Raw genomic sequence first — 18,248 nt, forward strand, 5'->3', positions numbered from 1 at the left:
CTTTCCTGGTGTCGTAGGGACGATCCGTCAGGCGGACTTCTTCTTGTCGTCGTCCTCGTCGATTTCCTCGAAATCGGCGTCGACGACGTCCTCACCCGACTTTTCGGCATCGGACTTGGCGTCGGCCTCGGCGGCTTCCGCCTGGCTTGCCTCGTACATCGCCTGGCCGAGCTTCATGGAAGCTTCGGCGAGCGCGTTGGTCTTGGCCTTGATGTCCTCGACGTCGTCGCTCTCGGTCGCGGTCTTCAGCGCGGCGATCGCGTCGGAGATCGCGGTGCGGTCGGCTTCCGAGACCTTGTCGCCATAGTCGCCCAGCGACTTCTCGCTGCTGTGCACCAGCGCCTCGGCCTGGTTGCGGGCCTCGACCAGCTCACGCCGCTTCTTGTCGGCCTCGGCGTTCGCCTCGGCGTCCTTGACCATCTTATCGATGTCGTCGTCCGAAAGGCCGCCCGATGCCTGGATGCGGATCTGGTGCTCCTTGCCGGTGCCCTTGTCCTTGGCCGAGACGTTGACGATGCCGTTGGCGTCGATGTCGAAGGTCACTTCGATCTGCGGCACGCCGCGCGGCGCGGGCGGGATACCGACCAGGTCGAACTGGCCGAGCATCTTGTTGTCGGCGGCCATTTCGCGTTCGCCCTGGAAGACCCGGATCGTCACCGCCGACTGCGAATCCTCGGCAGTGGAGAAGACCTGGCTCTTCTTGGTCGGGATCGTGGTGTTGCGCTCGATCAGGCGCGTGAACACGCCACCCAGCGTCTCGATGCCCAGCGACAGCGGGGTCACGTCGAGCAGCAGCACGTCCTTGACGTCGCCCTGCAGAACGCCGGCCTGGATGGCGGCGCCGAGCGCGACGACCTCATCCGGGTTGACGCCCTTGTGCGGCTCCTTGCCGAAGAACTGCTTCACGATCTCCTGGATCTTGGGCATGCGGGTCATGCCGCCGACCAGGACCACCTCGTCGATCTCGCCCGCCTTGAGGCCGGCATCCTTGAGCGCTGCCTTGCAGGGCTCGATCGTGCGCTGGACGAGATCGTCCACCAGCGATTCGAACTTGGCGCGCGTCAGCTTCATCGTCAGGTGCTTCGGCCCGGAGGCGTCGGCCGTGATGAAGGGCAGGTTGATCTCGGTCTGCGAGGCCGACGACAGCTCGATCTTGGCCTTCTCCGCGGCCTCCTTGAGGCGCTGAAGGGCGAGCTTGTCGTTCTTCAGGTCGATGCCCTGTTCCTTCTTGAACTCCGCCGCCAGATACTCGACCAGGCGCATGTCGAAATCCTCGCCGCCGAGGAAGGTATCGCCATTGGTCGACTTCACCTCGAACACGCCGTCGCCGATCTCCAGCACGGAAATATCGAAGGTGCCGCCGCCAAGGTCGTAGACGGCGATGGTCTTGCCGTCCTTCTTGTCGAGGCCGTAGGCGAGCGCGGCCGCGGTCGGCTCGTTGATGATGCGCAGGACCTCGAGCCCGGCGATCTTGCCGGCGTCCTTGGTGGCCTGGCGCTGGGCGTCGTTGAAATAGGCGGGAACGGTGATGACGGCCTTCTCGACCTTTTCGCCAAGATATGCTTCCGCGGTTTCCTTCATCTTCTGAAGGATCATCGCGGAGATCTGGCTGGGCGACTGCTTCTTGCCGCCGGCCTCGACCCAGGCGTCGCCATTGTCGCCCTTGACGATCTTGTAGGGGACCAGCTTCTTGTCCTTCTCGGTGACCGGGTCGTCATAGCGGCGGCCGATCAGGCGCTTGATCGCGAAAAGGGTGTTTTCCGGGTTGGTCACCGCCTGGCGCTTGGCCGGCTGGCCGACGAGGCGCTCGTCGCCATCGGTGAAGGCGACGATCGAAGGCGTGGTGCGCGCGCCCTCGGCGTTCTCGATGACCTTGGCATCCTTGCCGTCCATGACGGCGACGCAGGAATTGGTCGTTCCCAGATCGATACCGATTACTTTTGCCATTTCTCTTCTCTCCGTATAGCAGGCCGTCAAGGACCCATATAGGCGTTCCGGGCGACAGCCCCTGTTCACTCGAATTCCGCGCGCCGGATCCTTGTTTTGACGGTGTGCGGAGTTGCCGCGTATATAAGAACCAGCCAATTATCGCGCAAGTCGCTGCGTGCTCCGATTTTATCCCCTATAAGGGGAAAGGCCGGCCGGCGAAGAGCGCGAACCTTCGCAGTGCCTATCGGAAATCGCGTCTTTGATAGCCATATTGCTGGTATGGACATGATCCCGCGTTCCAATTTGCTCGAGCAGCGTCGCAGCCGGCTTCGCAATCTTTTCCACACCTGGGTGCTGGCGGCGGCAAGCCTGGTGCTGCTCGCCGTCACCGCCTGGATCTTCGCCGGGCCCACGGGACTGATCGCGGCGCTGATCTTCGGCGGCATCTCCATGGTCGCCATCAGGCGCGTCAGCCCGCAGATGGTGCTCGCCATGTACAAGGCGCGACCGGTGACGCGGGCGCAATTTCCCGCCGGCGTCGCCATAGTCGAGGAGCTCGCCCGCCGCGCCGAGCTGCCCGCAATGCCCAAGCTCTTCGTCGTGCCGTCGAACATGATGAACGCCTTCGCCGTCGGCCGGCGCGAGGATTCGGCGATCGCCATCACCGACGCGTTGGCGCGCAGGCTCTCGCCGCGCGAGCTGACCGGCGTGCTGGCGCACGAGATGAGCCACATCGCGCATGAGGACGTGAAGGTGATGGCCTTCGCCGACATGGTCTCGCGCTACACATCGCTGATGTCGACGGTCGGCATCTTCTCCCTGCTGGTCAATCTCGGCGGTTTCGCCAGCGGCAACGAGGCGCCGGTGCCGTGGCCGGCGGTGCTGATTCTGGTTCTCGCCCCGACGATCGGCGGGCTCCTGCAGATGGCGCTTTCGCGCACCCGCGAATTCGACGCCGATCTCGGCGCCTTCATGCTCACCGGCGATGCGGACGGGCTCGCCTCCGCGCTTGCGAAGCTGGAACGCGCGCAGGGCCGCCTCTGGGAGAGCCTGATGCTGCCCGGCGGGCGGATACCCGACCCTTCCGTGTTGCGCACCCATCCGCAAACCGCCGAGCGCATTGCCAGGCTGATGGCGTACAAATCGGGCGAGGCGGTCGCGCCGGTGGTCGATATCCGGACGCCGCCGAAGGTCAGCCGCCCGTCGATCGTGCCCAAGCTGAAGCTGCCGCCCATGCACGGGCTTTCCGGGATGCCGCTGGTGGAGGGCGGGCTGGACGATGCCGCGCCCGCCAGCGATCGGCCTCTCTGCCTGCCCGAGGGCAATCCGCGCATCAGGCTGACGCGCGGCGCGGTGTGGTGGTGACCGCCGCGCCTGGAGCGTTTTCAGCTTTTGCCTGAAGCGCCCTCCGGCACCTGGTAGACTGCAACGACACCTTGGAGATCGGAAACATGGCTCTCAAGCGGATGGACAACGTGGGAATCGTCGTCGAAGACCTCGGAGCGGCGATCGATTTCTTTCGCGAACTCGGCCTCGAACTCGAAGGTCGGGCCACGATCGAGGGAGAATGGGCCGGACGTGTCACCGGACTGGGCGACCAGCGCGTCGAGATTGCCATGATGCGCACGCCGGACGGCCACAGCCGGCTCGAGCTCTCCCGCTTCCTCACGCCGCCTGTCGTCGCGGATCACCGGAACGCTCCGGTCAACGCCCTGGGCTACCTCCGCGTCATGTTCGCCGTGGACGACATCGACGAGACGCTCGAAAGGCTCCGCGCGCGCGGAGCGCGGCTCGTGGGCGAAGTAGTCCGGTATAAGGACGCGTATCTGCTCTGCTATATCCGCGGGCCTGAAGGCATTCTCATCGGGATCGCCCAGGAGCTCGGCTGAGCGCCGCGGCCGTCCGCAACCCGGCTCCTCCCCTGCGAAGCGGGGAGGTGGCCCGAAGGGGCCGGAGGGGGCGTTTTTCAGTGATTGTCCGAAACCGCCTAATCGAACGGTCGTGGCTGCGGCAGCGGTATTGCCGTCTCCGGCGTGGCGGCAAAGGCGTTGGCGGTGACCGGAACGGCGCCGGAGGCCGCGATCGTGGTGCGTCCGCCGCCGAAGGTCACCGCGGCCTCGGAGACCGGCTCGGGCGCGTTGAGCACGACACGGCAGGCGGCGGGCAGCGACGCCATCGTCATTATGTCGCGCGATCTGGGCTTCGCCGGCCCCTTGGCGGGACGCCACGGCTCCTCGGTGAACCACCAGGCGAGCGAGCTGTCGCAGCCGTCGCCGCGCGGCGTGCCTTCCTGGCCCTTGCAGCCGGCCGAGCCGGACGGGCAGCCGATGCGCAGATGGAAATGCGCGTCGTGTCCCCAATAGGGGCGTACCTTGCGCAGCCAGCTCCGGTCGCCCTTCACCGTGTCGCACAGCTTCTTCTTGATGCCGGGATGGACGAGGATGCGTTCGACATTGCCGTAGCTCGCCGCGCGCTTCAGCACCGCCGCATGCGCCGGCGTCCATAGGCGGTCGTCGACATGGAGCGAATCCTTCTTGATCATCGAGGTCGCGCCGATGTTCTCGCGCTCCGACGCGGTGAGCGTGCGGTTCGGCATCGGCGTCAGCCAGATGTCGGCGTCGAGGCCGATCTGGTGCGAGGCATGGCCGGTCAGCATCGGCCCGCCGCGCGGCTGCGAGATATCGCCGATGAGCAAGCCCGGCCAGCCGTCCCGGGACGCCTCGCGCGAAAGGCGCTCCAACGTGGCGATCAGCTCGGGGTGGCCCCAGCGGCGGTTGCGCGAAAGCCGCATCGCCTGCCAGGTCGGACCATCGGTGGCGATGGCGACGCCGCCGGAGAAGCAACCCTTGGAATAAAAGCCGAAGGATTCGGCATTGGTCGCGGCCGGCAGCCTGTGCGCGCCGAAGAGGTCCTTGGCGAGCGGATCGGCATTGGCGGGTATCGAGGTCGCGCCGAACGCGATCGCGGCAAAAGCGAGTGCGAGGCGGCGCACCCGTCCCGGGAAGGACATCAATTTCCCTACTCCCCTCTCTTGCTCAAATGCCCGGCGAGGATCGCCGTGATTCGTGTCAAAGATGAGTCCGCGCCTTGCCTTCGCCATTTCAGCGCCGGATTTTCGAGCGCCGGTCGGGTGCCGGCCCGTCCTGGCGGCCGCGCCAGTCGCCCGCCTCCCACATATGCCGCAAGGCCGCACGATGGTCTGGAAAGCGGAAGGCGTAGCCGGAGGCCTTGAGCCTGGCGTTGGAAACGCGCTTGCTCTCGCCGTAGAAGGAGCGCGCCATCGGCGTCATCTCGGCCTGGTCGAAATCGACTTCCGGCGGCGGCTCCACGCCCATCAGCGCGGCGGCGAGGGCGACGACGTCCTGCGGCGGCGCGGGCTCGTCGTCGGTGACGTTGAAGATGCCGCCGAGCTCGGCGCCGGCCAGATGCCGGAGCGCGCCGGCGATGTCCTCGACATGGATGCGGTTGAACACCTGGCCGGGCTTGACGATCCGCCGCGCGGTGCCGTTCTCCAGGTTGACGAAGGCGTTGCGCCCCGGCCCGTAAATGCCGGAAAGGCGTAGAATCGCCACCGGTTTGCCGGTTGCCTCGCCCAGCCTCAGCCATGCCTCGTCGGCCTCGAGCCGCGATTTCGAACGGCGCGAGACCGGCCGGCAATCGCTGGTCTCGTCCACCCATCGGCCCTGATGGTCGCCATAGACCCCGACGGTCGAGAGATAGCCGATCCATCGAAGCCGCGGCATGTTCGCGATCGCCGCGCCGGCTGTCCGCAGCACGGGATCGCCGGCCTCGTCCGGCGCCGTCGAGACGACGAGATGCGTCGCCTCCCGCAATTCGGCGGCGATCCCGGCTGAAATCCCGCTTCCGTCGAAGAGGAAGGGGGCGATGCCCTCCGCTTCCAGCAGCGGCGCCTTTTCCTGGGACCGGGTCGTGCCGGCGACATGGGCGCCCTCGGCGACGGCAAGCCGGGCGAAGGCGCGCGCGGAATATCCCGCGCCGAACAGGAAGACGCGCATCGTCATTGCAGGGCTCCTTCATGCGAGCGTGCCGCGGCGCGGCTCCATTCGGCCTTAACGTCGTCGTCCTCCTCGTTCCTCGCGCCGGCTGCGAGTTCCATGAAGGACGCCTCGTCCAGCAATTGCGAAAGCGCCCAGACGGCCGCGCCGCGCACCAGCGGCGAGGGGTCGAGGAGATGGCGCCTGCACGGCTCGGCCAGCGCGTCGCTCGCGGAATTGCCGGCGGCGGTCAGCACGTTGCGGATGAAGCGGTCGCGGCCGATGCGCTTGATCGGCGAGCCGGAAAAGAACGTCCGGAACTCCGCGTCGTCGAGCGCCAGCAGCTCGCCGAGCGCGGGCTCCTCGAGATCTGCCCGCGCCACCAGCTTGGCCTCGCTGGCCGCCTGGGCGAACTTGTTCCACGGGCAGACCGCGAGGCAGTCGTCGCAGCCATAGATGCGGTTGCCCATCGCGGCGCGGAATTCATGCGGGATCGGCCCCTTGTGCTCGATGGTGAGGTAGGAGATGCAGCGCCGCGCGTCGAGCTGGTAGGGTGCCGGAAACGCCGCCGTCGGGCAGATGTCGAGGCAGGCGCGGCAGGAACCGCAATGGTCCCTTTCGGGCGCGTCGGCGCGCAGCTCGGCCGTGGTGAAGATCGAGCCCAGGAACAGCCAGGAACCGTGCGCGCGGCTGACGAGATTGGTGTGCTTGCCCTGCCAGCCGAGGCCGGCCGCCTCCGCCAGCGGCTTCTCCATCACCGGCGCGGTGTCCACGAAGACCTTGACGTCGGCCCCGCTGCGTGCCGCGAGCTTCTGCGCGATTTCCTTGAGCCTGCCCTTGATGACGTCGTGATAGTCGCGGTGGCGCGCATAGGCCGAGATCGCGCCGCGCTCCCTCTTGCCGAGCAGCTCGAGCGGATCCTTGTCCGGCCCGTAGTTCATCGCCAGCACGACGACGCTGCGCACGTCCGGCCACAGCTTGCGCGGATCGCTGCGCCGCTCCGCCGTCTCCGCCATCCACTCCATCGAGGCGTGGCGGCCGAGCGCCAGATATTCGCCGAGCCGCGCGGGGGCGAGCGGCGTCGCGTCCGGCGTCGTCACCGCGATTTCGGCGAATCCCGCCTTCCTCGCTTCGTCTTCCAGAAAGTCCCGAAGCCGGTCTGAGGCGACTGGTTTCCGGGAGGCGCCCATCAGAAATCCAGGTCGGCGTAGTGCGAGACCGGGGAAAGACCCCGCACCCGGTCGTTGAGGAGGGGGCGGAAGGACGGCCGCGATTTCACCCGCGTGTACCAGTCCTTGGCGGCGGGATAGTCGTACCAGGTGATCTCGCCGAGATAGTCGAGCACCGAGATCGCGGCGGCCGCCGCCATGTCGGCATAGGTGATGCGGGGGCCTGCCAGCCAGTTGCGGGTGCCGGCCAGCCAGTTGGTGTATTTCAGGTGCTGGCGCACGTTGGAGCGCGCCGCGCGTATCGCCGCCGAATCCGGCGAGCCGCCGCCATGCTCGCTGCCCATCACCGGCTTCAAGACGCGCTCGCGCACGAGATGCCTGGTCACCTCGGCTTCGGTCTTGCCGAGATACCAGTCGACCAGGCGCCGTATCTCGGCCCGCGCCATCGGGTCCTCGGCGAAGAGCCGCTTCTCGCGCTTGAGCACGCCTCGAGTCTCGTCGACATATTCCGCGATGACCGCCGCGCCGACGATCGGCTCGTCGCCCTCGGCGAGCAGGACCGGCAGCGTCGCCGCGGGGTTGAGCGCCAGGAACTCCCGCCGCCGCAGCCACGGCTTTTCTTCGATCAGCGCCAACTCTTCGCCATATTCTCCGAAAGAAAGACGTACGAAACGGCACGAGGCGAACATTGGATGATGGAAGAGGGTCAGCATGGCACCGGTAGAGACATGAAGGCTCTGGTCATTTCAAGGCGGCGAGGCTAATTCTCAGCTTCGTTCCGAGTCGGACGCAGAAGACAGTCCCGTCCTATAGGCTCTCATCCCCGCCATGACAAGCAAGCGCCGCCGCTTGTACCGGAGAGGTTCTTCATGAATGAACAGTCGATCGTCGGCGCCGCGCTGCTCGGCATTCTGGAGGGTCTGACGGAGTTCATACCGGTCTCGTCGACGGGGCACATCCTCCTGGCGGGCCATTTTCTCGGCTTCCGGTCGACAGGGCGCGCCTTCGAGGTGCTGATCCAGCTCGGCGCCATCCTCGCCATCCTCAGCGTCTATTCCGCCCGCCTCCGCGACCTGTTCGTCAGGATGCCGCACGACCCGGGCGCCCGCCATTTCCTGTTCGGCGTCCTGCTCGCCTTCCTGCCCGCTGCCGTCATCGGCGCGCTGGCGCACGGCATCATCAAGACGGTGCTGTTCGAGACGCCGATGCTCATCTGCGTCATGCTCATCCTCGGCGGCTTCGTGCTCCTGTGGGTGGACCGCTGGGCGATAAAGCCGAAATACGAGGACGCCTCGAAATACCCGATGTCGATGTATTTCAAGATCGGCCTTTTCCAGTGCTTCGCGATGATCCCCGGCACGTCGCGCTCCGGCTCCACCATCGTCGGCGCGCTGCTGCTCGGCGCCGACAAGCGTTCGGCGGCCGAGTTCTCCTTCTTCCTGGCGATGCCGACCATGGTCGGCGCCTTCGCCTACGATCTCTTCAAGAACCGCGACATATTGACCGTCGCGGACCTGCCGATCATCGTCACCGGCTTCGTCATGGCCTTTTTCAGCGCGGTGATCGTCGTGCGCAGGCTTCTCGACTTCGTCTCGCGGCGCGGCTACGCGCTTTTCGCCTGGTGGCGGCTCGTGGTCGGCACGGTCGGCATGATCGCGCTGCTGATCTGGGGCTGAGCGGCCTCAGGCCGCCGTGTGCGTGAACTGGCCGGCCGGCCGGTACTGCCAGAGATAGCCGGGCAGGATCGCCTCCATCGCCTGCGGCGTGATGCCGAGGGCGGCGAATGTCCGTCCTTCGTCGACCGCCGCCTGCGAGACGACGTTGTCGTTCTGCAGAAGCGCCACCTGGTCCGTGGTCAGGATAGGCTTGGGCAGCAGGCCGAGGATGGAGGCCTGCAGCCGCGCCACCCACCACGGCAGCGAGATCAGCATGCGCTTGCGGTTGATGACCTTGAGCATCGTCTCCAGGCATTCGCGGAAGGTCAGCACTTCCGGCCCGCCGAGTTCGTAGATGCGTCCGCCGGCGACCTCGCCGTCGACCGAGCGCGCGACCGCCTCGGCCACGTCGCCGACATAGACCGGCTGGAACCTGGTGTGGCCGCCGCCGATCAGCGGCAGGAAGGGCGACAGCCGCGCCATCTTGGCGAAGCGGTTGAAGAACCCGTCCTCCGGGCCGAACACGATCGACGGGCGGAAGATCACCGCCTCCGCCATCGTGTCCATTACCGCCTTCTCGCCGCGCGCCTTGGTCGTTCCGTAGGCCGCCGGCGAATGGACGTCGGCGCCGATCGCCGAGACATGCGTCAGCCTCGCGCCGACCGCGCGGGCGGCTTCCGCCACGGCGCGGGCGCCGAAATCCTGCACCGCGTTGAAGGTCTGCTGGCCGCTCTCATGGAGGATGCCGACGAGGTTGATGACGTGATCCGCGCCCTGCACCGCCCGGTCCACCGACCAGCGATGGCGCAAATTCGCCTGCACGGCCTGGATTTGGCCGACATTGCCGAGCGGCTGGAGGTGCCCGGCGAGGTTGGGATTGCGGCAGGCAACCCTGACCCGGTAGCCGCGCCGTGCCAGCGCCCGGACGACGTGCCGGCCTAAGAAGCCGGATCCTCCGAAAACGACGACGAGAGGCGGAACCTGCGTGATGGTTGTCATGGCTGGCAATTCTCCGGATCGTTACAGCCGCTTCATAATCGCTTTCCCCGCAAAGGCAAAGGGTCGGCGTCGGCGCGCATGCGCGGGCGGCATTTTGTCCGGAAAGCTCAAATTGTCGCTTTCGCGGCACGAATTGCGAGGCTATGACGTGCCTCGAAAAGCTCGTTGAGGGGGAAATATGCGATCTGCGACACGCCTGCTCGCGCTTGCCGCCGCCGTTGCGGCTGCTTCCGTGCTGCCCGAATATGCTTTCGCGGCCGAGGAACACGGCCTGCCGGGGGGCACGATGTCGCTTCTCTGGGCGATACCTTTCGTCGGCATGCTTTTGTCGATCGCGACCGGGCCGCTCCTCTATCCCCATCTCTGGGAGCATCACTACGGCAAGATAACCGCCCTGTGGGCGGCCCTCGTCATCGTGCCGCTGGCCTATGCGTTCGGCCCGAGCATCACCGCCGAGGCGGTGCTGCACACGATGCTGCTCGAATACATGTCGTTCATCATCCTCCTGTTCGCGCTGTTCACCATCTCCGGTGGCATCCTGATCGCGGGCAACATCCACGGCACGCCGCTGGTCAACGCCGGCCTTCTGGTGATCGGCTCGCTGCTGGCCTCGGTCGTCGGCACCACCGGCGCCTCGATGATCATGATCCGGCCGATCATCCGCGCCAACGACAACCGGCCCTTCAACGCGCATGTCATCGTCTTCTTCATCTTCCTGGTCTCCAACATCGGCGGCTCGCTGACGCCGCTGGGCGACCCGCCGCTGTTCCTCGGCTTCCTCAGGGGCGTCGACTTCTTCTGGACGACGACGCATCTCCTGCCTGAGATGGCCTTCGTCGGCGGCATCGTGCTCGCGGTCTTCATCGTGCTCGACACGATCCTGCACAGGCGCGAGGGCGGGATGCCGAAGATCAAGGATCCGACGCCCGATTCGACGGTGCGCATTCGCGGCCTCGTCAACTTCCCGCTGCTTGCCGGCGTCATCGCCGCCATCCTGATGTCGGGCGTCTGGAAGCCGGGCATCAGCTTCGCCGTCCACGGCGTCGAGCTCGAACTGCAGAACCTGCTGCGCGATGCGATCATCCTCGCCCTCGCGCTGGTCTCGCTCGCGATCTCCAGCAAGGAGTACCGCCGGGCCAACGGCTTCAACTGGGGGCCGATCCTCGAGGTCGCCAAGCTTTTCGCCGGCATCTTCGTCTGCATCATCCCGGTGATCGCCATCCTGCAGGCCGGGCTCGACGGCGCCTTCGCGCCGCTGGTCTCGCTGGTCACCGGAGCCGACGGCGCGCCCAACGATCTCGCCTATTTCTGGCTGACCGGCGTCCTTTCGTCCTTCCTCGACAACGCGCCCACCTATCTGGTGTTCTTCGAGCTGGCGGGCGGCGATCCGCAGGTCCTGATGACGACGCTGTCGCGCACGCTGGTGGCGATCTCGGCCGGCGCGGTCTTCATGGGCGCCAACACCTATATCGGCAACGCGCCCAACTTCATGGTGTACGCGATCGCGCGCGAGCAGGGCATCCGCATGCCGAGCTTCTTCGGCTACATGCTCTGGTCGGGCGCGGTCCTCATCCCGTCCTTCATCCTGGTCAGCCTGGTGTTCTTCTAGGGCAGTCCAGGTTTTCACCGAAACACCCCTCCACCACTTCGTGGGGTCCCCCCTTCCCCCATGAAAATGGGGGAGGGCCCACGGTGCGGCCGGCCGCGACGCCTGGTTCCTCCCCTGCGGAGCGGGGGGGGGCCGAAGGACGGGCGAGACAAGCGGCTCGCCCTGAAGGACCACGCGAAGCGTGGTGGAGGGGGCGTTCCAAGCGACGATTCCATTTCATCTGGAAACGCCCTAGGAAGGGATCAATCGAGCGTCCGGCGGAAGCGCAGGAGCGCGACCGCGGCGTAGATCGCCACGAAAAGCACGAGGATGCCGACCTCCCAGGCCACCGCCGGCAGGTCGGCGCCCTTGAGCATGATGGCGCGGATGACGCGCAGGAAATGGGTGAGCGGGAATATCTCGCCGAAAAGCTGCGCCCAGTCCGGCATTCCCCGGAACGGGAACATGAAGCCTGACACCATGATCGAGGGCAGGAAGAAGAAGAAGGTGAGCTGCAGCGCCTGCATCTGCGTGCGGGCGAATGTCGAGATCGTGTAGCCGAGCATCACCAGCGAAAGAACGAAGATCAGGATCGCCGAGAACAGCAGCGTCATGCCGCCCATGAAGGGCACGCCGAAGAGCAGCTTCGCGGCGACCAGCACCACCACCACCTGCACCGCGCCGACCGCCAGATAGGGCAGCACCTTGCCCAGCATGATCTCGACCGGGCTCGCCGGCATGGCGAGCAGGTTCTCCATCGTGCCGCGCTCGGTCTCGCGCGTCAGCGCGATCGAGGTCATCATCACCATGGTCATCTGCAGGATCACGCCGAGCAGGCCGGGCACGATGTTGTATTGCGAGATTCCTTCCGGGTTGTAGCGGCGGTGGACGACCACTTCGAGCTGGCTGTCGGCCTGTTCCCTCGCGGCCGCCTCCATGCCGCGCTCGCGCGTCAGCGCGTTGGCGGCGACCGTGCCGAGCGTCGAGATCGCGCCGCTGGCGACCGCCGGATCGGTGGCGTCGGCCTCGATCAGGATTTGCGGCCGGTCGCCGCGGTCGACGCGGCGCGCGAAATCCGAGGGGATCGTCACCACGAAGGCGACCGCGCCGCTCGCCATCAGCGCTTCCGCTTCCGCCGCGCTCGCGACGACATGGTCGAAGCGGTAGTAACCGGTCGTCTCCAGCGCCGACACCATGGCGCGCGTGTAGTGGTCCTGGCTCGTCGCCACCAGCGCGGTCGGCAATTGCTTGGGATCGTTGTTGATCGCGTAGCCGAACAGCAGGAGTTGGATCAGCGGCACGCCGAGCATCATGCCGAAGGTGATGCGGTCGCGCCGCATCTGGATGAATTCCTTCATCAGGAGCGCGCCGAGCCTGGCGAAGGAGAACAGCGTGTTCATTGCATGTTGTCCTGCGACGTCGCCATGAACTGGATGAAGACGTCCTCGAGGCTGGTCACGCCCGGCTCGACCGTGATGTCGGGGCGCTTGGCGAACGGCTCCAGCGTGGATTTGAGCCGCGCCGCGTCCGTTCCCACCACATGCAGCGTCGTGCCGAAGGGGGCGACCTGCTCGACGCCCGGCAGCCCCTCGATTTCCTGCGCGAGCCGCTGGAGGTCCGGCCCGCGCAGCACGAAGGTGGTGAGGCCGGCGTCGCGCACCACCTCGTCGACCGTTCCCGACGCCAGCATCTTGCCGTAGGCGATGTAGCTGATGCGGTGGCAGCGCTCCGCCTCGTCCATGTAATGGGTGGAGACCAATACGGTCAGCCCGTCCGCCGCGAGGCGGTGGATCTCGTCCCAGAAGTCGCGCCGCGCCTTGGGATCGACGCCCGCCGTCGGCTCGTCGAGAAGCAGCAGCTTCGGCTTGTGCATGATGCAGGCGGCGAGCGCCAGGCGCTGCTTCCAGCCGCCCGAGAGCGTGCCGGCGAGCTGGTCGCGGCGGGAAGTCAGGCCGAGATCCTCCAGCGTGCGGTCGACATGTTCGCGCACCGGCTTGAGCTGGTAGAGCCGCGCGACGAACTCCAGGTTCTCCGCGATCGTCAGATCCTCGTAGAAGGAGAAGCGCTGCGTCATGTAGCCGACCTCGCGCTTGATCCGGAGGCTGTCGGTGAGCAGGTCGTGCCCGAGCACCTCTCCCTCGCCCTCGTCCGGTGTCAGCAACCCGCACATCAACCGGATCGTCGTCGTCTTGCCGGAGCCGTTCGGACCGAGGAAGCCGACGATCTCGCCGGTCCCCACCGTCATCGACACGTGGTCGACCACCGTGCGGTCGCCGAAGCGCTTGACGAGGTTGCGGACTTCGATGGCGTTCATCGTGCCTGCTCGCTGTCCGCCGCTCGGGTCACGTCGACGATCTGTCCCGGCTTCAGCATGCGCGCGTCACCGTCAGGCCGCGCCTCGACGAGATGGACGAGCTTCTGGCGGGTTTCGAGCGAATAGATCACCGGCGGGGTGAATTCGGGGTCGGGCGAGACATAGCTGACGCGCGCCCGCAGGCCTTCCGGGCAGCCGTCGCAGCGCACGTCGAGCAGCGAACCGACCTCGATCGACGAGAAGGCGGGCTCGGGAACGTAGAGCTTCAGCTTGATCGCGCCGTCCGGCAGCAGCGAAAGCACCGGCGCGGTAGGGCCGGAAATGTCGCCCGGATTGCGGATGATGTCGTCGACGCGGCCGGGCGAGGGCGCCGTTATCGTCCGTTTCGCCAGCCGCCAGCGCGCCTGTTCCAGAAGCGCCCTCGCGACCTCGACCTGGTTCTCGGCCGCCCTGATCGTCTCCTCGCGTGCGGGAAGGCTGGCGACGACCAGATTGGCCTCGGCCTCTCCGACCGAGGCGTTCGCGAGCTCCAGCGAGGTCTTCGCCTTGTCGAAATCCGCCTCGGCGGCGATGCCGCGCCGGTTGAGGTCCGTGGCGCGCCTGAGCACGCGCTCGGCTTCGGTCGCCTCCGCCTTGGCGGAGCGCAGGGCGGCTTCGAGCACCGCGATCTCCTCCGGCCGCTTGCCGAGCTTGAGGTCGGCGAGCTGCGCCTCGGCCTGGGCCAGCGAGGCCTCCGCCTCGGTGACCGCCAGGCTCGCATCGTCGCTCTCGAGTTCGGCGAGCACGGCGCCGGGCTCGACATGGTCGCCGCGCCGCACGCCGACCGATCGGATCTGCGCCGTCTCGATCGGCGCCAGCAGCACGTAGTCGCCCTCGACATAGCCGACGGCCAGCGTCTCTTCCGCCGCGCAGCCCGAAAGCAGCGAGGCTATGAGCGGGATCGCGCACAGAAAGCTCACGGCTTGTCCTCCTTGCGGGCAGCCAGCGCCGCCATCAGATTGTCTCCCGCGACCTCGGCGATCCTTGCCGCTTCCTCGGAGCCGATGCTTGCCCAGCCCATGCGGCGCAGCACGGCCTCGCGGCCGATGCGGAAATAGATGACCTGTCCGATCATGGTGAAGACGGCGAGCTTGGTGCGCTCGCTCTCGGCGGGCTCGCCGGTCGCCAGCTCCCATATCCGGCAGAGCCGCCTGTGAACCGGCTCGAAGACGCCGGAATAGACGATGTCGAGCGCCGGCGTCGGCTGCGACATTTCCCTGAGTATGAACTGGGCGATGCGTCCCGCCTCAGGCTGGACGACGAGAAAGCCGATCATCCGCTCGAGGATCGCGCGCAGCAGTTCGTCGGCGGCGGGCCCGCCGGTCTCCGGCGAGGGAAGCGGGGAGGCGAGGATCGGACCGGCGACGGTCTGCACCGTGTCGACGATATGCCTGGCGCAGGCGTCGCGCAGGCCTTCCTTGCTGCCGAAATGATAGGCGATGCTGCCGATATTCGCCTTCGCCGCGGCCGCGATCTCGCGCGTCGAGGTCGCGGCGAAGCCCTTCGTGCCGAAAAGCGTCAGCGCGGCGTCGATGAGCGCCTCGCGGGTCTTCGCGGCGCTGGGCGCCGTTTCCTGGGTGGTTCTGTTCGTCGTCATCATCCAACTTTAATCAATCGATTGATTAAAGTCAAGGCGTAGAGGCTGCACGGCAGTTGGCCGCCGCGACTGGAGGAAAAGGCTGTGCTCGGCATCTCCCGGCACTCCTCCTTTCCGGGCGAGGGCGCTCGCATGCACTGCCCACGCCGAAGCGGTGGAGAGCGCCGGCTTCCCGGAAGATGCCCGGCGGTTCGGCGACCTGTCGAAAAGCGGCTTATCCGCCGTGCGCCGAACGGCTGTCCTCCGGCGCCTCGCCGCGCTCGAACATGCCGTAGTCGCGCACGACATGGGCGATCCGCAGCCGGTATGTCGAGAACACGCCGTCGCGGCCGGCCTTCTGCGCGGCGCGGTGCGCTTGCATGTTGCGCCACGCCTGCACCGCCGCCTCGTCGCGCCAGAAGGAGAGCGAGAGGATGCGGCCGGGCTCGGAAAGGCTCTGGAAGCGCTCGACCGAGATGAAGCCGTCGACGTCGTCGAGCAGCGGGCGCAGGCCGGCGGCGATGGTCAGATACGCCTCGCGCCGCCCCTCGGCCGGCTCGACCTCGAAAATCACGGCGATCATGGCAGCACCAGCGGCGCATGCGGTGCCGAGGCGAGCTTCAGGAAGACGCGGTCCTCGCGCCGGATGAAGCGGCGCTCCCTGGCGAACTCGTAATTCGCCTTGCCGAGCGGGTCGGCGGCCAGCCGCGCGCGATAGGCCTCGTAGGCGGCGAGGTTCTCGACATGGTAGACGCCGTAGGCCGTCGTCGCGGAGCCCTCATGCGGCGCGAAATAGCCGACCAGATCGGCCCCGCAGCGCGGTATGGCCTCGCCCCAGTTGCGCGCGTATTCGGCGAAGGCTTCCTTCTGGAACGGGTCGATCTCGTAGCGGATGAAGCAGGTTATGGTCATGGCCGTTTGCCTTTCTGTTGAATGGGTTTCTTTTTCCGGTTGAATTTCGAACGGCGGCGGTCTCCCCGCGTCGCAGGGGAGGAGCCGAGGTCGCGGACGGCCGCAGCGCCGGTTCCTCCCCCGTTTACGGGAGTCCGAAGGACGGGCGAGACCAGTGGCTCGCCCCGGCAAGGGACCGCCAAAGGCGGTGGAGGAGCGAATCCTCCGATACTTCGACGCGCATCGAAACATCGAAACCTCGTTTCCGCTATCGCCAGAACGGCCGGCTGCATTCGGCCCGGCGCTGCTCGGGCGTCACGCCGATGTCGCGCAGCAGGTGGTCGTCGAGATCGGCGAGGTGCCGGCGCTGCAGATGGCGGTCGTAGAGGCGCATCGGCCTGGCGAAGGCGCGGCGCACCCGCTGCCACGGGCTGGCGGGCGCAAGGCTCCCCGCGAACGGGCGGCGCGGGCGGACGGCATGCATCGGACATCTCCTTTTCGACGATGTCCAGACTACGGATTGCCCGGCGGGAATGCTTCGATTACGATCGAACTGTGGTCGACAGGAGAATGCGATGAAGGACGGTCCCGACATTTCGCGCATCGCCACGCTGGTGGGCGACCCGGCGCGCGCCAACATGCTGGCCGCGCTGATGGACGGCGGTGCGCTCACGGCGAGCGAGCTGGCGCTGGAGGCCGGCGTGACGCTGCAGACCGCGAGCTCGCATCTCGCCAAGCTCGGCGATGGCGGACTGGTGACGGTGACGCGGCAGGGCCGGCACCGCTACTACGCGTTGAAGGGAACCGAGGTCGCCTCCATGCTGGAAGCGATCATGGGCGTGGCGGCCGCTGTCGGGCCGAAACGGACCCGGCCGGGGCCCAGGGACACGGCGCTGCGCGAGGCGCGCATCTGCTACGATCATCTCGCCGGCGACCGGGGCGTCGCTCTCTACGACCATCTGCGACGGCGCGGCTATGTCTGCGAGGACGGCGATGCGCTCTCCCTCGGCGAGGGCGGGCGCGCCTGGTTCGAGGATTTTGGCATCGATTTCGGCGCCCTTGCCGCGTCGCGCCGGCCACTCTGCCGCGCCTGCCTCGACTGGAGCGTCCGACGCTCCCATCTCGCCGGCGCGCTCGGCGCGGCCATGCTCGACCGCATCATCGCCAGGCGCTGGGCCCGGCGCGACAAGAACAGCCGCGCCATCGTCTTCACCCCGCCCGGCAAGCGCGCCTTCGAGGAGCTCCTGCGCGGGTGATGCTGCCGGTGCGTCCTTCGAGGCTCCCCTTCGACAAGCTCAGGGTCGCACCTCAGGATGAGGGGGGATGGTGGGCGGCATCCCAAGTTCTGGAAGGCTGGTGCGGAAGGCTTCGGTATGGCGCAATGCACCCTACCCCTTGAACGCCACCTTCAAACACTGGTCTGAAGCCCACCGCCCTTCCTCATCCTGAGGTGCGACCCTGAGCTTGTCGAAGGGGAGCCTCGAAGGACGCACCTCTCAACTCCGACCTGAAGCCCACCGCCCTCCCTCATCCTGAGGTGCGAGCCCGCGACCACGTTCGAAATACTGGCGCCGGCGTCGGAAGGGCGAGCCTCGAAGGACGCACTCATTCGGCCCCCGGAAGCAGATGGCCGCGCCGGGAAAGCTCCGGCAGCCTCTCATAGGCGAGCGCGATCAGCGCCTCCTTCTTCCTGCGCGACCAGCCTTTCAACTGACGCTCGCGGGCGATCGCGTCGGTGATGCGGTCGTAGGTCTCGGTAAAGACGAGGCTGACCGGCCGTCGCCGCGCCGTATAGCCGTCTAACGGCAGATTGTTGTGCTCCCAGACCCGGGCCTCGATCTCCTGCTTGGTCGAGCCGACATAGTATGACCCGTCCGAGCATCTGAGCATGTAGACCGTCATCTCGAACGGCATGTCGCTTCCCCCCCGCACGCATTAGATGCAGGACGGCGGCCGATGTCCACGGATTTGCGGGCGGTGGTGTGTTGGGGGGTGCGTCCTTCGAGGCTCGCCCGCGAGAGGCTGGCGCCAGTATTTCGAACGTGGTCGCGGGCTCGCACCTCAGGATGAGGGAGGGCGATGGGCTTCAGGCC

Annotated in this window: 19 protein-coding genes; 5 read left to right on the forward strand and 14 right to left on the reverse strand. The window is 66.9% G+C overall.

What is annotated here, in order from left to right:
- Positions 1-27 precede the first annotated feature (27 nt).
- On the reverse strand, positions 28-1,947 hold the full coding sequence (dnaK, locus tag XW59_RS28730) for a molecular chaperone DnaK (RefSeq protein WP_047149063.1): 1,920 nt from the start codon (positions 1,945-1,947) through the stop codon (positions 28-30).
- Positions 1,948-2,214: 267 nt separating this feature from the next.
- On the opposite strand from dnaK, the gene XW59_RS28735 reads away from it, so the two are divergent.
- Positions 2,215-3,294: a zinc metalloprotease HtpX gene (locus XW59_RS28735; protein WP_246666265.1), complete on the forward strand. Its 1,080-nt coding sequence runs from the start codon at positions 2,215-2,217 to the stop codon at positions 3,292-3,294.
- An 86-nt stretch (positions 3,295-3,380) separates the two neighbouring features.
- Positions 3,381-3,818, forward strand: a complete 438-nt coding sequence (locus tag XW59_RS28740; RefSeq protein ID WP_047149065.1) for a VOC family protein — start codon at positions 3,381-3,383, stop codon at positions 3,816-3,818.
- 98 nt (positions 3,819-3,916) lie between these two features.
- Here the strand turns inward: XW59_RS28740 and mepA are convergent, their stop codons facing one another.
- The 4 genes from mepA to XW59_RS28760 all read right to left on the reverse strand — a co-directional run bounded on the left by mepA (position 3,917) and on the right by XW59_RS28760 (position 7,806).
- Positions 3,917-4,939 (reverse strand): penicillin-insensitive murein endopeptidase, encoded by a 1,023-nt coding sequence (gene mepA / locus XW59_RS28745; protein WP_047149066.1) that lies wholly within the window; start codon positions 4,937-4,939, stop codon positions 3,917-3,919.
- A gap of 91 nt (positions 4,940-5,030) precedes the next feature.
- Entirely contained in the window at positions 5,031-5,951 is a 921-nt protein-coding gene (locus tag XW59_RS28750; protein ID WP_047149067.1) for an SDR family oxidoreductase, read from the reverse strand.
- Complete coding sequence (gene queG, locus XW59_RS28755) at positions 5,948-7,114, reverse strand: tRNA epoxyqueuosine(34) reductase QueG (protein WP_047149068.1); 1,167 nt, start codon at positions 7,112-7,114, stop codon at positions 5,948-5,950. Before queG ends, XW59_RS28750 begins: the two co-directional genes overlap by 4 nt.
- The gene (locus XW59_RS28760) at positions 7,114-7,806 is read right to left on the reverse strand and encodes a glutathione S-transferase family protein (RefSeq protein ID WP_047149069.1); all 693 of its coding nucleotides are present in this window, start codon (positions 7,804-7,806) and stop codon (positions 7,114-7,116) included. The genes queG and XW59_RS28760 overlap by 1 nt, the downstream gene beginning before the upstream one ends.
- 156 nt (positions 7,807-7,962) lie before the next feature.
- Between XW59_RS28760 and XW59_RS28765 the strand changes: the two genes are divergently transcribed.
- A complete protein-coding gene (locus XW59_RS28765) occupies positions 7,963-8,769 on the forward strand; it encodes an undecaprenyl-diphosphate phosphatase (RefSeq protein ID WP_137327118.1) in 807 nt (268 codons plus the stop codon).
- Between the two features lie 6 nt (positions 8,770-8,775).
- On the opposite strand, the gene XW59_RS28770 is transcribed toward XW59_RS28765, so the two are convergent.
- Complete coding sequence (locus XW59_RS28770; protein WP_047149071.1) at positions 8,776-9,747, reverse strand: complex I NDUFA9 subunit family protein; 972 nt, start codon at positions 9,745-9,747, stop codon at positions 8,776-8,778.
- Positions 9,748-9,925: 178 nt separating this feature from the next.
- Here XW59_RS28770 and XW59_RS28775 point away from each other — a divergent pair, with 178 nt between their 5' ends.
- Positions 9,926-11,356 carry a sodium:proton antiporter gene (locus XW59_RS28775; RefSeq protein WP_047149072.1) on the forward strand — a complete coding sequence of 477 codons (1,431 nt, stop codon included), beginning with the start codon at positions 9,926-9,928 and terminating at the stop codon, positions 11,354-11,356.
- A gap of 242 nt (positions 11,357-11,598) precedes the next feature.
- Here the strand turns inward: XW59_RS28775 and XW59_RS28780 are convergent, their stop codons facing one another.
- The 7 genes from XW59_RS28780 to XW59_RS29745 form a co-directional block, all read right to left on the reverse strand.
- Positions 11,599-12,735: an ABC transporter permease gene (locus tag XW59_RS28780; protein WP_047149073.1), complete on the reverse strand. Its 1,137-nt coding sequence runs from the start codon at positions 12,733-12,735 to the stop codon at positions 11,599-11,601.
- A complete protein-coding gene (locus tag XW59_RS28785; protein ID WP_047149074.1) occupies positions 12,732-13,649 on the reverse strand; it encodes an ABC transporter ATP-binding protein in 918 nt (305 codons plus the stop codon). The genes XW59_RS28780 and XW59_RS28785 overlap by 4 nt, the downstream gene beginning before the upstream one ends.
- Positions 13,646-14,608 (reverse strand): HlyD family efflux transporter periplasmic adaptor subunit, encoded by a 963-nt coding sequence (locus tag XW59_RS28790; protein WP_047149075.1) that lies wholly within the window; start codon positions 14,606-14,608, stop codon positions 13,646-13,648. Before XW59_RS28790 ends, XW59_RS28785 begins: the two co-directional genes overlap by 4 nt.
- The gene (locus XW59_RS28795; protein WP_246666266.1) at positions 14,605-15,285 is read right to left on the reverse strand and encodes a CerR family C-terminal domain-containing protein; all 681 of its coding nucleotides are present in this window, start codon (positions 15,283-15,285) and stop codon (positions 14,605-14,607) included. Before XW59_RS28795 ends, XW59_RS28790 begins: the two co-directional genes overlap by 4 nt.
- A gap of 214 nt (positions 15,286-15,499) precedes the next feature.
- Positions 15,500-15,847: an antibiotic biosynthesis monooxygenase gene (locus XW59_RS28800; RefSeq protein WP_047149077.1), complete on the reverse strand. Its 348-nt coding sequence runs from the start codon at positions 15,845-15,847 to the stop codon at positions 15,500-15,502.
- Positions 15,844-16,176 (reverse strand): NIPSNAP family protein, encoded by a 333-nt coding sequence (locus XW59_RS28805; RefSeq protein ID WP_047149078.1) that lies wholly within the window; start codon positions 16,174-16,176, stop codon positions 15,844-15,846. The genes XW59_RS28800 and XW59_RS28805 overlap by 4 nt, the downstream gene beginning before the upstream one ends.
- Before the next feature lie 247 nt (positions 16,177-16,423).
- On the reverse strand, positions 16,424-16,639 hold the full coding sequence (locus XW59_RS29745) for a DUF1127 domain-containing protein (RefSeq protein ID WP_047149079.1): 216 nt from the start codon (positions 16,637-16,639) through the stop codon (positions 16,424-16,426).
- A gap of 91 nt (positions 16,640-16,730) precedes the next feature.
- On the opposite strand from XW59_RS29745, the gene XW59_RS28815 reads away from it, so the two are divergent.
- Positions 16,731-17,411 carry a helix-turn-helix transcriptional regulator gene (locus tag XW59_RS28815; protein ID WP_047149080.1) on the forward strand — a complete coding sequence of 227 codons (681 nt, stop codon included), beginning with the start codon at positions 16,731-16,733 and terminating at the stop codon, positions 17,409-17,411.
- Between the two features lie 349 nt (positions 17,412-17,760).
- Here the strand turns inward: XW59_RS28815 and XW59_RS28820 are convergent, their stop codons facing one another.
- Complete coding sequence (locus XW59_RS28820; protein WP_047149081.1) at positions 17,761-18,069, reverse strand: GIY-YIG nuclease family protein; 309 nt, start codon at positions 18,067-18,069, stop codon at positions 17,761-17,763.
- Between the last annotated feature and the right edge of the window lie 179 nt (positions 18,070-18,248).

This window comes from Aquamicrobium sp. LC103, from assembly GCF_001014615.2.
In the GTDB taxonomy this organism is placed as follows: domain Bacteria; phylum Pseudomonadota; class Alphaproteobacteria; order Rhizobiales; family Rhizobiaceae; genus LBCQ02.